Genomic DNA, 12,715 nt, shown 5'->3' with positions numbered 1-12,715 from the left:
TGCAGATCGCGGCGCCGGCGGGCCGCGGCGTCCAGCGCCGCGGGCGTGAGCTTCGCGCGCCGGGCGGCATCGGAGCCGTCGTCGCAGGTCAGCAGCGAGACGCCCTGGCCCATGAAGCCCACCGCATTGCATTCGTCCGCCGCGATGTGCGCCAGCGGGGTGCACACCACAGCCTCGTAGGGTCGGCACAGCGCGGCGAGCGACAGCGCGTTGGCCGCGGTGCCGTTGAAGACGAAGTACACCTCGCAGTCGGTGTCGAACACCCGGCGCACCGCGTCGCAGGCGCGCTGCGTCCAGACATCGTCGCCGTAGGCCGGCGCATGGCTGCCGCCGTTCGCCTCCAGCAGGGCGGCCAGCGCCTGCGGTGCGAGGCCGGCCCAGTTGTCGCTGGCGAACTGGTCCTTCATGCCTGCTTGTCGGCTTCGGCGTAGGCGCTCAGCGGCACGCAGCTGCAGAACAGGTTGCGGTCGCCGTGCACGTTGTCGACGCGACCGACCGGTGCCCAGTACTTCTGACGCCGCAGGCTGCTCACCGGGTAGGCGGCCTCCTCACGCGAGTAGGGGTGCGGCCAGTCGGCCTTCAGCAGCGCCTCGGCGGTGTGCGGCGCGTGCTTGAGCGGGTTGTCGTCCTGCGGCCAGTGGCCTTGCTCGACCCGGGCGATCTCGGCGCGGATCGCGATCAGTGCGTCGCAGAAGCGGTCGAGCTCGTGCAGCGACTCGCTCTCGGTCGGCTCGACCATCAGCGTGCCGGCGACCGGGAAGCTCAGCGTCGGCGCGTGGAAGCCGTAGTCGATCAGGCGCTTGGCCACGTCCTCGGCGCTGACGCCGCTGCTGTCCTTCAGCGGGCGCAGGTCGAGGATGCACTCGTGGGCGACACCGCCGCCCTTGAGCCCGTCGACCTCGCCGCTGAAGTGGATGTCGTAGTGGTCGGCCAGCCGCGCGGCGATGTAGTTCGCGCTCAGGATCGCGGTCTCGGTCGCAGCGGTCAGGCCGGCTGCACCCATCATGCGGACGTACATCCAGCTGATCGGCAGCACCGCCGCGTTGCCCAGCGGCGAAGCACTGACGGCCCCCACGCTCGGCCCTGCGGGCACTTCGCTGCCCCCCGAGAGGGCGCTCGCCACCTTGGGGCGGCCCGGCGTCGGCTCGACCGCGCTGCCGACGTAGGCATCCACGGAGCTCGCCGAGGCGCCCGTGCGGTGCGTCGGCAGGAAGGGCACCAGGTCCTCGACCACGCACACCGGGCCCACGCCCGGGCCGCCGCCGCCGTGCGGAATGCAGAAGGTCTTGTGAAGGTTGAGGTGGCTCACGTCGCCGCCGAACTCGCCCGGCGCGGCCACGCCGACCAGCGCGTTCATGTTCGCGCCGTCCACGTAGACCCGGCCGCCGTGCTGGTGGACCAGTGCGCACAGCGCCTTGATGTGCGGGTCGAACACGCCGTAGGTCGACGGGTAGGTGACCATCACGGCGGCCAGTTGCGAGCTGTGCTGCTCGCACTTGGCGCGCAGGTCGTCGAGGTCGACGTTGCCCTCGGCGTCGCACTTCGTCACCACCACGCGCATGCCGGCCATCTGGGCGCTCGCCGGGTTGGTGCCGTGCGCCGACTCGGGGATCAGGCAGACGTCGCGCTGCGCGTCGCCGCGCGAGGCATGCCAGGCCTGGATCGCCAGCAGGCCGGCATATTCGCCCTGCGAGCCGGCGTTGGGCTGCAGGCTGATGCCGGCGTAGCCGGTGGCCTCGCACAGCCACTGGCGCAGCTGGGCGTCGAGTTCGGCATAGCCGGCCAGCTGCTCGGCCGGGGCGAACGGGTGGATGTGCGCGAACTCGGGCCAGGTGATCGGGATCATCTCGCTGGTCGCGTTGAGCTTCATGGTGCACGAACCCAGCGGGATCATCGTGCGGTCGAGCGCGAGGTCCTTGTCGGCCAGGCTGCGCAGGTAGCGCAGCATCTCGGTCTCGCTGTGGTGGCTGTTGAAGACCGGGTGGGTCAGGTAGGCGCTGGTGCGGCGCAGCTCGCTGGGGATCAGCGGGTCGGCGCCGTGCGCGAACGCAGCGACGTTGGGCACCATGCCCTCGGAGCGCGCGAACCATGACCACAGCGCGGTGAGATCTTCGCGCGTGGTGGTCTCGTCCAGCGTGATGCCGAGCTGCGTGGCCGACAGGCGTCGCAGGTTCGCTCCGGCATCGCGGGCGCGGCGGGCGATGGCATTGGTTTCGATGCCGGTCTCGACGCACAGCGTGTCGAAGGCGCTGTCACCGGCGAGCTCGAAGCCCATCGCGCGCAGGCCGTGCGCCAGGATGGCGGTGTAGCTCGCCACGCGCTGCGCGATGCGCTTGAGCCCCTGAGGTCCGTGGTAGACCGCATACATGCTCGCCACCACCGCCGGCAGCACCTGGGCGGTGCAGATGTTCGACGTGGCCTTCTCGCGGCGGATGTGCTGCTCGCGCGTCTGCAACGCCAGCCGGTAGGCGGGCCGGCCGTGCGCGTCGACGCTCACGCCGGCCAGGCGTCCCGGCATCGAGCGCTTGAACTCGTCACGGCAGGCCAGGAAGGCCGCGTGCGGGCCGCCGGCGCCCATCGGCATGCCGAAGCGCTGGGTGCTGCCGATGGCGATATCGGCACCCCATTCACCGGGCGGCGTGAGCAGCGTCAGCGCCAGCAGGTCGGCGGCGACGACGAAGGCCGCACCGCTGGCATGCGCCGCATCCACATAAGGCTTCATGTCGTGCACGATGCCGCCGGTCGCCGGGTACTGTGCGATCACGGCGAAGTACTCGTGCTGCGCCATCAGCTCCGGCACCAGGCCCACCAGCACCTCGATGCCCAGCGGCCGCGCGCGCGTGCGGATCACCTCGATGGTCTGCGGGTGGCAATCCGAAGCCACGATGACCGTGGCGCTCTTGCTCTTCACGCTGCGTCGGGCCAATGTCATGGCCTCGGCGGCGGCGGTGGCCTCGTCGAGCATCGAGGCGTTGGCGATCGCCATGCCGGTCAGGTCGCACACCATGGTCTGGAAATTCACCAGCGCCTCGAGCCGACCCTGCGAGATCTCGGCCTGGTAGGGCGTGTAGGCGGTGTACCAGGCCGGGTTCTCGAGGATGTTGCGCAGGATGACGCCCGGCGTGTGCGTTCCGTGGTAGCCCTGCCCGATGTAGCTGCGGTACACGCGGTTCTTCGCGGCGATCGCCTTCAGCTCGGCCAGCGCCTGGACCTCGCCGACGGGTTCGGGCAGCACCATCGGGCGCGCGCGGGCGATGCTGCGCGGGACGATGGCCTCGATCATGGCCTGGCGCGAAGCCGCGCCGATCACCGACAGCATGTGCTGTTCGTCGGCGGGATCGATGCCGATGTGACGGCCGGCGAAGTCGGTGGTGTGTTCGAGTGCGGCGAGGGGCAGGGCGAGGGGCCTGAGCATGGTGTGCTCCGTGAGGGAAGGAAGGGCGGTGGACCGGACAGCCAGGGGGGTCGTGACAGCAGGAGGACAAGCAGGCGGCCAGCGGGATGGCGTGGCCGCGTGGTGCCTCAGAGCGTCTTGAGCAGCGCGTCGTAGCCGGGTGCGTCCATCAGCTGGTCGAACTCGGTCATGTCGGCGATCCTGACCTTGAAGAACCAGCCCTCGCCCAGCGGGTCGCTGTTGGCCAGTGCCGGGTCGTTGCGCAGCGCCTCGTTGACCTCGACCACCTCGCCGCTGACCGGCATGTAGAGGTCGGCCGCCGCCTTGACGGACTCGACGACGCCGGCGATGTCGCCCTTCTTGTAGGACGTGCCGACCGCCGGCAGGTCGACGAACACCACGTCGCCGAGCGCATCCTGCGCGTGCAGCGTGATGCCGACGACGGCGGCATCGTGGTCTTCGATGTTGATCCACTCGTGGTCGGTCGTGAACTTGGTGGTCATGGAGGCTCCTGAAAGGATGGACGGCCTGAGTCGAGCGTGGGCCGGAAGGTTGACGAAGAGGGGCGAGGCTGGAGTGTCAGGCACGCACGTAGCGGTGCGGCGTGAAGGGCAGGGCGACCACGCGCATGGGCAGCCGCTTCCCGCGCACCATGGCGAACACCTCGTCCGAGACGGAGGCATGGTTGCTGGCGATGCAGGCCATCGCGATCGGCTGGTTGACGGTCGGACCGAGGGTGCCGCTGGTCACCCGGCCGATGCGATGGCCGTGGCTGTCGACGAGTTCGGTGCCCTCGCGCACCGGCACCCGCTCCAGGCCGATCAGGCCCACGCGGCGCTCGCTCACGCCGCCGGCGTACTGGGCGTCGATGACGGTCGCCCCGGGGTAGCCACCGGCCCGCGCGCCGCCGGCGCGCCGCACTTTCTGGATGGCCCAGGACAGTCCGGCCTCGATCGGCGTGGTGGCGGTGTGGATGTCATGCCCGTAGAGGCACAACCCTGCTTCGAGGCGCAGGGTGTCGCGCGCGCCCAGGCCGGCCGGCGCGACCTCGGGCTGGGCGAGCAGCTCGCGCGCCAGCGCCTCGGCGTGGGTGGCCGGCACCGAGATCTCGAAGCCGTCCTCGCCGGTGTAGCCGGAACGGGTGAGGTAGCAGTCGGAGCCGACCAGCGTGAAGGCGCCGCCGGTCATGAAGGTGAGGGCGCTCACGCCGGGGTTCAACCGCGCCAGGGCCGTGACGGCCTTCGGCCCCTGCAGGGCCAGCAGCGCTCGCTCGGGCAGGGGCTGCACCGTGCAGCGGTGGCCGATGTGCGCCTGCAGGTGGTGCAGGTCGGCGTCCTTGCAGGCGGCGTTGACGATCAGCAGCAGGTCGTTCTCGCGCCGGGTGACCATCAAGTCGTCGAGCAGGCCGCCGCCGGCGTTCGTGAAGAAGGCGTAGCGCTGCTTGCCGACACCGAGGCCGAGCACGTCCATCGGCACCAGGGTCTCGAGCGCGAGCGCGGCCTGCTGCAGGTCGTCGCCAACCAGCCGGATCTGGCCCATGTGCGACACGTCGAACAGCGCGGCCGCATCGCGGCACTGGCGGTGTTCGGCCAGGATGCCGCTCGGGTAGTTGACCGGCATGTCGTAGCCGGCGAAGGGCACCATCTTGGCGCCGAGTTCGCGGTGGAGCGCGTGCAGGGGCGTGGTGAGCAGGGGGGCAGCAGGGCTGCCGGCTAGTGCGGACATCTCGACTCCAAGGGCATGAAGGAAACCACCGTTGCCGGTGATGCCTGCCCTCGCTGTCCGCTTTACCTGAGAGATTGGCCGGTTCCGGTGTGTCGCACCTCGACCCGCTTGCCCCTTCGGTGGGCTGCCCCGGGTGCAGCCTCTCTCCAGTGAGGACGCCTCCGCTGGGAGGCGTTTGCCAGTCCTTTTGCCTGAGCGTTCGAGGTGTGTCCTCTGCGCCTTCGGCGGCTGCCGTCGGTGTGCTGACGGCAACGCTCTCCTGACGGTAACGATTATATGCACACGATCTCCTATTGATGCACGGCGGCACCACCGGCGTGACCTGTGCACGACCGCGGCGCGCCCGCGCCGCTGCGGCAGAAGGCTCAAGTCCGCGCCCGGCGCGCCGATACCTTTCCCGATGCACGCCCGGCGTGCTGCGCAAGGGGCCGGCGAACGGCCCGACAGGAACCTTCCGCGTGTCCTTGCTCCAGCCCTTGTACGACCCCCGCGTGGTCGTGCTGTCCATCGCTGTCGCGATCCTGGCTTCGTTCGTCACGCTCGAACTGGCCAAGCGCGTGCGCAGTGCCGACCGCGTGCTGTCGATGTGCTGGTGCATCGGCGGCGCCCTGGTCATGGGCAGCGGCATCTGGTCGATGCACTTCGTCGGCATGCACGCCTTCAGCCTGACGATCCCGCTCGGCTACCGCGTTTCGACCACGCTGCTGTCGTGGGGCGTGGCGCTGCTGGTCTCGCTGGTGGCGCTGGGGATCGCCGGGCGGGAGCAGCTGTCACGCAGCCTGCACGTGTGGGGGGCGCTGGCGATGGGCGGCGGCATCATGGCGATGCACTACATCGGCATGGCCGCACTGGAGATGGCGCCGGGCATCCAGTGGGATGCGCGCTGGGTGGCGGCATCCGGGTTGATTGCGGTGAGCGCATCCGCTGCCGCTCTGCGGATCTTCTTCTGGATGCGCCGCCATGCCGGCTGGCCGGCGCTGGCCTACCAGTGCGCTGCAGCGGTGGTCATGGGACTCGCGATCAGCGGCGTGCACTACAGCGGCATGGCCGCTGCAGGCTTCCCCGAGGGCAGCGCCTGCCTGAGTCTGGACGGCATCAACGGCGACTCGCTGGTGCTGATCGTCAGCGTGGCCACCGTGCTGATGCTGACGATCACGCTGGTGACCTCGGTCTTCGACCGGCGCATGCAGGCCACCGCGGACGGCCTGTCGCAGTCGTTGCAGCAAGCCAACGAACGCCTCCAGTCGGCCAACGACGAACTGAGCCGCCTGGCCTACCAGGACGCGTTGACGGGCTTGCCCAACCGCAGCTACTTCGAGTCGCGCCTGAGCCAGGCGGTCGCCCGTATCGAACGGCTGCGCGAGCTGCCGACGCCCTCGGCATCGGCGGGCCTGGCGGTGCTGTTCATCGACCTCGACGGCTTCAAGCCGATCAACGATTCCTACGGTCATGCCCATGGCGACCTGGTGCTGCAAGCGGTGGCCGTGCGCCTGCGCGAGGCGGTGCGCGCGGCCGACACGCTGGCCCGCCTGGGCGGCGACGAATTCATCGTGCTGGTCGAGGACGTGAGCTGCGCGGGGGATTGCATCCACGTTGCGAAGCGCGCCCTGGCCAGCATGGGCGAGCCGCTCGTCGTGGTCGGCCAGCCGGTCCACCTGTCGTGCTCGATCGGGGTGGCGATGTACCCCGACGCCGGCGACGCCAGGCGCCTCATCGCGCACGCCGATGCGGCGATGTACGAGGCGAAGCGGGGTGGCGGCAGCACCTACGCGGTCTACGAGTCGGCGATGAACCAGGGCGCCGACCAGCAGGTGGCGCTGTACAACGATCTCGTCACGGCGATGGAGCGTGGCGAACTGCAACTGCACTACCAACCCAAGGTCGATCTGCGTACCGAGACGATCCGCGGCGTCGAGGCGTTGATGCGCTGGCGCCATCCCCAACGGGGCATGGTGAGCCCGGTGGCCTTCATCCCGGTGGCCGAGCGCTTCGGCTTGATCAACACGCTCGGCGCCTGGGTCATCGACGAAGCCTGCCGGCAGCTGAGCGCCTGGGCCGACGAAGGCCTGCACATGCGCGTGGCGATCAACCTGTCGGCGCACCAGCTCATGCAGGCTGACCTGACGGAGCGGGTGGCCGACGCACTGGCGCTGCACCAGGTCGAGGCTTCGCAGCTGATCTGCGAGATCACCGAGTCGGTCGCGATGGAGGACACCCGCGTCACCCAGCGCGCGATCGACGGCCTGCTGGCCATCGGCGTGCAGCTGTCGATCGACGACTTCGGCACCGGCTACTCCAGCCTCAGCTACCTGCGCCAGCTGCGGGCCCGGCAGCTGAAGATCGACCGCAGCTTCATCCGCGACCTGGCCGGCAGCAGCGACGCCCGCGCGGTGGTCGATGCGGTGATCCGGCTGGCCCATGCGCTGGGCATGCAGGTGGTGGCCGAGGGCGTGGAGGAGACCGACCAGCGCGACCTGCTGGTCGAGATGGGTTGCGACCAGCTGCAGGGCTTCCTGTATGCCAAGCCGATGGCGGCCGACGACATCTCGTACTGGGCGCGCCACCGCGGCGAGCAGCACACGGTGCCGTTCTCCGACTCGACGCTGGCCGACACGATTCCGGGTTGACCGCGCTGCCGGCCGAGCGCCGGCTGTGGGATAGTCTTTCCGACCCGCCGCACGAGCGGGCCTGTCGCCGAGGCGACGGCACGAGGAGATATCCCATGAGCAGCAACATCAGCATCTACGAACAGGGGTTGGACCAGACCGCGGCGAACTTCGTCGCACTCTCGCCCGTCAGTTTTGTCGAACGCAGCGCCGAGGTGTTCGGCGACCTGCCGGCCGTCGTGCACGGGGCGCGCCGACAGACCTGGGCGCAGACGCGCGAGCGTTCGGCGCGGCTCGCCGCGGCGCTGCGCGCGCTCGGCGTGGCGCGCGGCAGCACCGTCAGCGTGATGCTGCCCAACACGCCGGAGATGGTGGAGGCGCACTACGCGGTGCCGGCGCTGAACGCGGTGCTGAACACGCTGAACACCCGGCTCGACGCCGCGCTGCTGGCCTGGCAGATGAACCACTGCGAGGCCCAGGTGCTGATCACCGACCGCGAGTTCGCGCCGACCATCGCCGAGGCGCTGCGGCTGCTGCGCAGCGAGCACGGCCGTTCTCCGATCGTCATCGACGTCTGCGACAGCGAGTACGCCGGTCCGGGCGACCGGCTCGGCACGCACGAGTACGAGGCATTGTTGGCCGCCCACGCGCCGCTGGCGCGGCTCGATGGTCCGGCCGACGAATGGGACGCCATCGCCGTCAGCTACACCTCGGGGACCACCGGCGACCCCAAGGGCGTGGTGACCCACCACCGCGGCGCCTACCTGAACGCGGTGAGCAACGCGGCCACCTGGACCATGCCGCACTTCCCGACCTACCTGTGGACGCTGCCGATGTTCCACTGCAACGGCTGGTGCTTCCCGTGGACGATCGCGATGCTGGGGGGCACGCACGTGTGCCTGCGCCGGGTCGATGCGCCCAGCATCCTCGGAGCGATGCGCGAGCACCGCGTCGATCACTACTGCGCTGCCCCGATCGTGCACAACTTGCTGATCGCCGCGCCCGACGAGCTGCGCGCCGGCATCACGCAGAAGGTGCGCGGCATGGTGGCGGGTGCCGCGCCGCCGGCCGCGATGATCGAGGGCATGGCGAAACTGGGCTTCGACATCACCCATGTCTACGGCCTCACCGAGGTCTACGGTCCGGCCGCCGTGGCGGTGAAGCGCGCCAGCTGGGCCGGCGAGAGCCTGTCCGAGCAGACGCGGCTCAACGGCCGCCAGGGCGTGCGCTACGCGCTGCAGGAGGGCATGACGGTGCTGGACCCCGAGACGATGGTCGAGACGCCGGCCGACGGCCAGACGATGGGCGAGATCATGTTCCGCGGCAACATCGTGATGAAAGGCTACCTGAAGAACCCCCAGGCGAGCGCTGCGGCTTTCGCGGGTGGCTGGTTCCACACCGGCGACCTGGCGGTGATGGAACCGGACCGCTACGTCAAGATCAAGGACCGCAGCAAGGACATCATCATCTCCGGCGGCGAGAACATCAGCTCCATCGAGGTCGAGGACGCGCTCTACCGGCACCCGGCGGTGATGGCCTGCGCGGTGGTCGCGAGACCCGACCCGAAGTGGGGCGAGACGCCGGTCGCCTACGTGGAGCTCAAGCCCGGCGCCGAGGTGAGCGCGGCGGAACTGGTCACCCACTGCAAGTCGCTGCTGGCCGGCTACAAGGCGCCGAAGGAGGTGCGCTTCGAAGCCATCCCCAAGACCTCGACCGGGAAGATCCAGAAATTCCAGCTGCGTGAGCGGGCCCGCTCGACGCAGGCGATCGAATAGCAACGCGCAGGAGCCGAGATGTCCGTCACCGAAAGAGACGACCCGTTCGTGCTGAAGACGCAGGATGCCCGCGGCGTCGTCACGCTGACACTGAACCGCCCGCACGCCTTCAATGCGCTGTCCGAAGGCATGCTGGCCGCGCTGCAAGCCGAGCTGGATGCGGTGGCGGCGGATGCCTCGTCGCGCGTGGTCGTGCTCGCCGCCAGCGGCAAGGCCTTCTGTGCAGGCCACGATCTCAAGCAGATGCGCGCCGCGCCCTCGCTCGGCTACTACGAGACGCTGTTCGCGCAGTGCACGCGCGTCATGCTGAGCCTCCAGAACCTGCCGGTGCCGGTGATCGCCCGTGTGCAGGGCCTCGCCACTGCGGCCGGTTGCCAGCTCGTCGCGATGTGCGACCTGGCGGTCGCGGCGCGCGAAGCGCGCTTCGCCGTGAGCGGCGTCAACCTCGGACTGTTCTGCTCGACGCCCAGCGTGGCGCTGGCGCGCAACCTGCCGCGCAAACAGGCGATGGAGATGCTGCTCACCGGAGATTTCATCAGTGCCGAGGAGGCGCGCGAGCGCGGTCTCGTCAACCGCGTGGCCGAGGCCGATCGGCTCGACGCCGAGGTGGAGCAACTGGTGCAGCGCATCGTCGCCAAGCCGCGCGTCGCGATCGCGGTCGGCAAGGCCCAGTTCTACCGCCAGGTCGAGGCCGGCATCGCGTCGGCCTACGAGATCGCCGGGCAGGCGATGGCCTGCAACATGATGGACGAGGCAGCGCTGGAGGGCGTGCAGGCCTTCATCGACAAACGCAGCCCGACCTGGGCGGACGCCGAGCCGGGCCGCTAGCGACGTTGCCCCGGCTCGTCAGCCGGCGAGCCCCAGCATGCGTGCGCCCAGCGCCTCGGCCACCTCGATCCCATCCACGCCGGCCGACATGATGCCGCCCGCATAGCCGGCGCCTTCGCCGGCCGGGTAGAGCCCCACGACGTTGAGGCTCTGGTAGTCCTTGCCCCGCGTGATGCGCAGCGGTGACGAGGTGCGCGTTTCCACGCCGGTGAGCACGGCGTCGGGCAGCGAGAACCCGGCGATCTGCTTGTCGAACGCCGGGAGGGCCTCGCGGATCGCGTCGATCGCGTAGTCGGGCAGGCTGGCGTTGCCGGACTGGGCCAGGTCGGTCAGGTGCACGCCCGGCTTGTAGGAGGGCAACACGCTGCCCCAGGCGGTGCTGGGCCGGCCGACCAGGAAATCGCCGAGCCGCTGGCCCGGCGCCTCGTAGCTGCGCCCGCCCAACTCGTAGGCACGCGACTCCCAGTAGCGCTGGAAGGCGATGCCGTCGAGCGGGTTCACCGGACCTTCGGTCAGGCCGTCCTGCCGGTAGTCCTGCGGTGTGATGCCGACCACGATGCCGGCATTGGCGTTGCGTTCGTTGCGCGAATACTGGCTCATGCCATTGGTGACCACGCGCCCCGGCTCGGACGTGGCGGCGACCACCGTGCCGCCCGGACACATGCAGAAGCTGTAGACCGAGCGGCCGTTGCGCGCGTGGTGGACCAGCTTGTAGTCGGCCGCGCCGAGGAGCGGGTGGCCGGCATTCGGGCCGAAGCGCGCCTTGTCGATCAGGCCCTGCGGATGCTCGATGCGGTAGCCGATCGAGAACGGCTTGGCCTCCAGGTAGACGCCGCGCCGCTGCAGCATCTCGAAGGTGTCGCGTGCGCTGTGGCCGAGGGCGAGCACCACGTGGTCGGCGCGCAGTTGCTCACCCGAAGCCAGTGTGACGCCGCGGAGATGGCCGTCCTCGATCAGCACGTCGGTCACACGCTGCTGGAAGCGGATCTCGCCGCCCAGCGCCTCGATGTCGGCGCGCATCTTCTCGACCATGCTCACCAGCCGGAAGGTGCCGATGTGCGGCTTGGCGACGTAGAGGATCTCCTCCGGCGCGCCGGCCTTCACGAACTCGGTCAGCACCTTGCGCGTCAGGTGGCGCGGGTCGCTGATCTGGCTCCACAGCTTGCCGTCGGAGAAGGTGCCGGCACCCCCTCGCCGAACTGCACGTTCGATTCGGGGTCGAGCACGCGGCGCCGCCACAGACCCCAGGTGTCCTGGGTGCGCTCGCGCACCGCCTTGCCGCGTTCCAGCACGATCGGGCGCAGGCCCATCTGCGCCAGGATCAAGGCCGCGAAGATGCCGCAGGGGCCGAAGCCGATGACCAGCGGACGCAGCGGCGGCGCCGTGCCCGCGGCTGCGGCGTAGTAGCCGTCCGGCGCCTGTCCGACGAAGCGGTACCGGGTGTCCGGCGCCGGCCGCACGTGCGGGTCGCTGCCGAGCCGGGCTCGCACGGCGGCCTCGTCGGCCACTTCGCAATCGACGGTGTAGATCAGCACCACCGCCGTCTTGCGGCGCGCGTCGTAGCTGCGCTTGAAGACGGTGAAGGACTGCAGCTGCGCGTCGGCGATGCCCAGGCGCGCTACCACCGCGGGACGCAGCGCGTCCTCGGCGTGGTTCAGCGGCAGGCGCAGTTCGGTGATTCGCAGCATCGGTGCGAGGCCCCGGCCGGTGCCGGCGCGGCCGCGCGGTGCTCCGGGATCAGCCGCCCTTCTTGGAGCGCTTGCCCGGATTCTTCTTGCTGCGGGTGTGCGAACCGCGCTCCAGGCTGACCTTCTGGCCGCGGCCTGGCGTGAACACCACGCCGGTCGGCGGGGTGGGGCGGGGGGTGGGCACGGCGGTCGGCTTCGGTCTTGATCTGGTTGCCCATGTCGGCTCCGGTAGGAATTGGCGAAACCCAGGATTAGGCCACAGGTCGCGCTGGCGAGCCGCCGCGGCGTGCGATCCCGTCGCTGCCCGCGGCCCCGATCGCGTCGCCGGCGGCGGGGTAGAGCCGCAGCAACAGCTCGCGGCTGCCGTCGCTCAGCAGCGCCTGCAACTGTGCCCGCAGGTGCTGCACGTCCTCCGGGTCGTCGCCGCCCTCGCGGGCCGACCAGAGCGCGGCCAGCAGTTCGGCGCGCGGCTGCAGCACCTGGCTCACCGCGTCGTGCCAGAAGTCGGGCTGCTCGGCCTCGGCCCAGTCGCCGCGACCGCGGCCGTAATGGGCCACCGCCAGGTAGCCCAGCAGCGCCGAATGCGCGAGGCCGGTCAGCACCTCGTCGGTCCAGGCCAGCGACGGCGCTTCCACGCCGCGCACCAGGTTGTAGCCGCGCGCCAGCCGGCGGCCCCCAGCGCGCCGAGCACGCCGCCGG

Annotated in this window: 8 protein-coding genes, 2 pseudogenes and 2 riboswitches; of the genes and pseudogenes, 3 read left to right on the top strand and 7 right to left on the bottom strand. The window is 70.3% G+C overall.

Annotation, left to right across the window (positions count from 1 at the left end; translation table 11 throughout):
- From Y694_RS15465 to gcvT, 4 genes are all read right to left on the bottom strand, one after another.
- The coding region (locus tag Y694_RS15465) for a beta-eliminating lyase-related protein (protein ID WP_036234058.1) at window positions 1-407 on the bottom strand (407 nt) is incomplete at its 3' end.
- Complete coding sequence (gcvP, locus tag Y694_RS15460; RefSeq protein ID WP_011829030.1) at window positions 404-3,415, bottom strand: aminomethyl-transferring glycine dehydrogenase; 3,012 nt, start codon at window positions 3,413-3,415, stop codon at window positions 404-406. The genes gcvP and Y694_RS15465, both read right to left, overlap by 4 nt.
- A gap of 107 nt (window positions 3,416-3,522) precedes the next feature.
- Entirely contained in the window at window positions 3,523-3,897 is a 375-nt protein-coding gene (gene gcvH / locus Y694_RS15455) for a glycine cleavage system protein GcvH (protein ID WP_036234054.1), read from the bottom strand.
- A gap of 76 nt (window positions 3,898-3,973) precedes the next feature.
- On the bottom strand, window positions 3,974-5,119 hold the full coding sequence (gcvT, locus tag Y694_RS15450) for a glycine cleavage system aminomethyltransferase GcvT (protein ID WP_036234050.1): 1,146 nt from the start codon (window positions 5,117-5,119) through the stop codon (window positions 3,974-3,976).
- A gap of 43 nt (window positions 5,120-5,162) precedes the next feature.
- Window positions 5,163-5,279: riboswitch (glycine riboswitch) on the bottom strand.
- A 9-nt stretch (window positions 5,280-5,288) separates the two neighbouring features.
- Window positions 5,289-5,391, bottom strand: a riboswitch (glycine riboswitch).
- A 186-nt stretch (window positions 5,392-5,577) separates the two neighbouring features.
- Between gcvT and Y694_RS15445 the strand changes: the two genes are divergently transcribed.
- From Y694_RS15445 to Y694_RS15435, 3 genes are all read left to right on the top strand, one after another.
- Window positions 5,578-7,746, top strand: coding sequence for a bifunctional diguanylate cyclase/phosphodiesterase (locus Y694_RS15445; RefSeq protein WP_231497716.1), 2,169 nt, complete (start codon window positions 5,578-5,580; stop codon window positions 7,744-7,746).
- Between the two features lie 95 nt (window positions 7,747-7,841).
- The gene (locus tag Y694_RS15440; RefSeq protein ID WP_036234047.1) at window positions 7,842-9,500 is read left to right on the top strand and encodes an acyl-CoA synthetase; all 1,659 of its coding nucleotides are present in this window, start codon (window positions 7,842-7,844) and stop codon (window positions 9,498-9,500) included.
- An 18-nt stretch (window positions 9,501-9,518) separates the two neighbouring features.
- Entirely contained in the window at window positions 9,519-10,328 is an 810-nt protein-coding gene (locus Y694_RS15435) for an enoyl-CoA hydratase (RefSeq protein WP_036234044.1), read from the top strand.
- 18 nt (window positions 10,329-10,346) lie between these two features.
- Here the strand turns inward: Y694_RS15435 and Y694_RS15430 are convergent.
- The 3 genes and pseudogenes from Y694_RS15430 to Y694_RS24905 all read right to left on the bottom strand — a co-directional run.
- Window positions 10,347-12,016: pseudogene (locus Y694_RS15430) on the bottom strand (NAD(P)/FAD-dependent oxidoreductase).
- 49 nt (window positions 12,017-12,065) lie between these two features.
- Window positions 12,066-12,200 carry a hypothetical protein gene (locus tag Y694_RS26545; protein WP_255343841.1) on the bottom strand — a complete coding sequence of 45 codons (135 nt, stop codon included), beginning with the start codon at window positions 12,198-12,200 and terminating at the stop codon, window positions 12,066-12,068.
- A gap of 67 nt (window positions 12,201-12,267) precedes the next feature.
- A pseudogene (locus Y694_RS24905) lies at window positions 12,268-12,715 on the bottom strand (DUF3482 domain-containing protein); the annotation flags it as partial.

Origin of the sequence: Methylibium sp. T29-B (assembly GCF_000576225.1) — a bacterium.
GTDB lineage: Bacteria > Pseudomonadota > Gammaproteobacteria > Burkholderiales > Burkholderiaceae_C > Methylibium > Methylibium petroleiphilum.
The sequence above is the reverse complement of the archived record's forward strand: the minus strand, read 5'-3'. Positions and strand labels throughout refer to the sequence as shown.

Coding starts and splice junctions, on each gene's coding strand:
- gcvT (WP_036234050.1), bottom strand. CDS start 5,119: ATGTCCGCACTAGCCGGCAGCCCTGCTGCCCCCCTGCTCACCACGCCC.
- gcvH (WP_036234054.1), bottom strand. CDS start 3,897: ATGACCACCAAGTTCACGACCGACCACGAGTGGATCAACATCGAAGAC.
- Y694_RS15435 (WP_036234044.1), top strand. CDS start 9,519: ATGTCCGTCACCGAAAGAGACGACCCGTTCGTGCTGAAGACGCAGGAT.
- gcvP (WP_011829030.1), bottom strand. CDS start 3,415: ATGCTCAGGCCCCTCGCCCTGCCCCTCGCCGCACTCGAACACACCACC.
- Y694_RS15440 (WP_036234047.1), top strand. CDS start 7,842: ATGAGCAGCAACATCAGCATCTACGAACAGGGGTTGGACCAGACCGCG.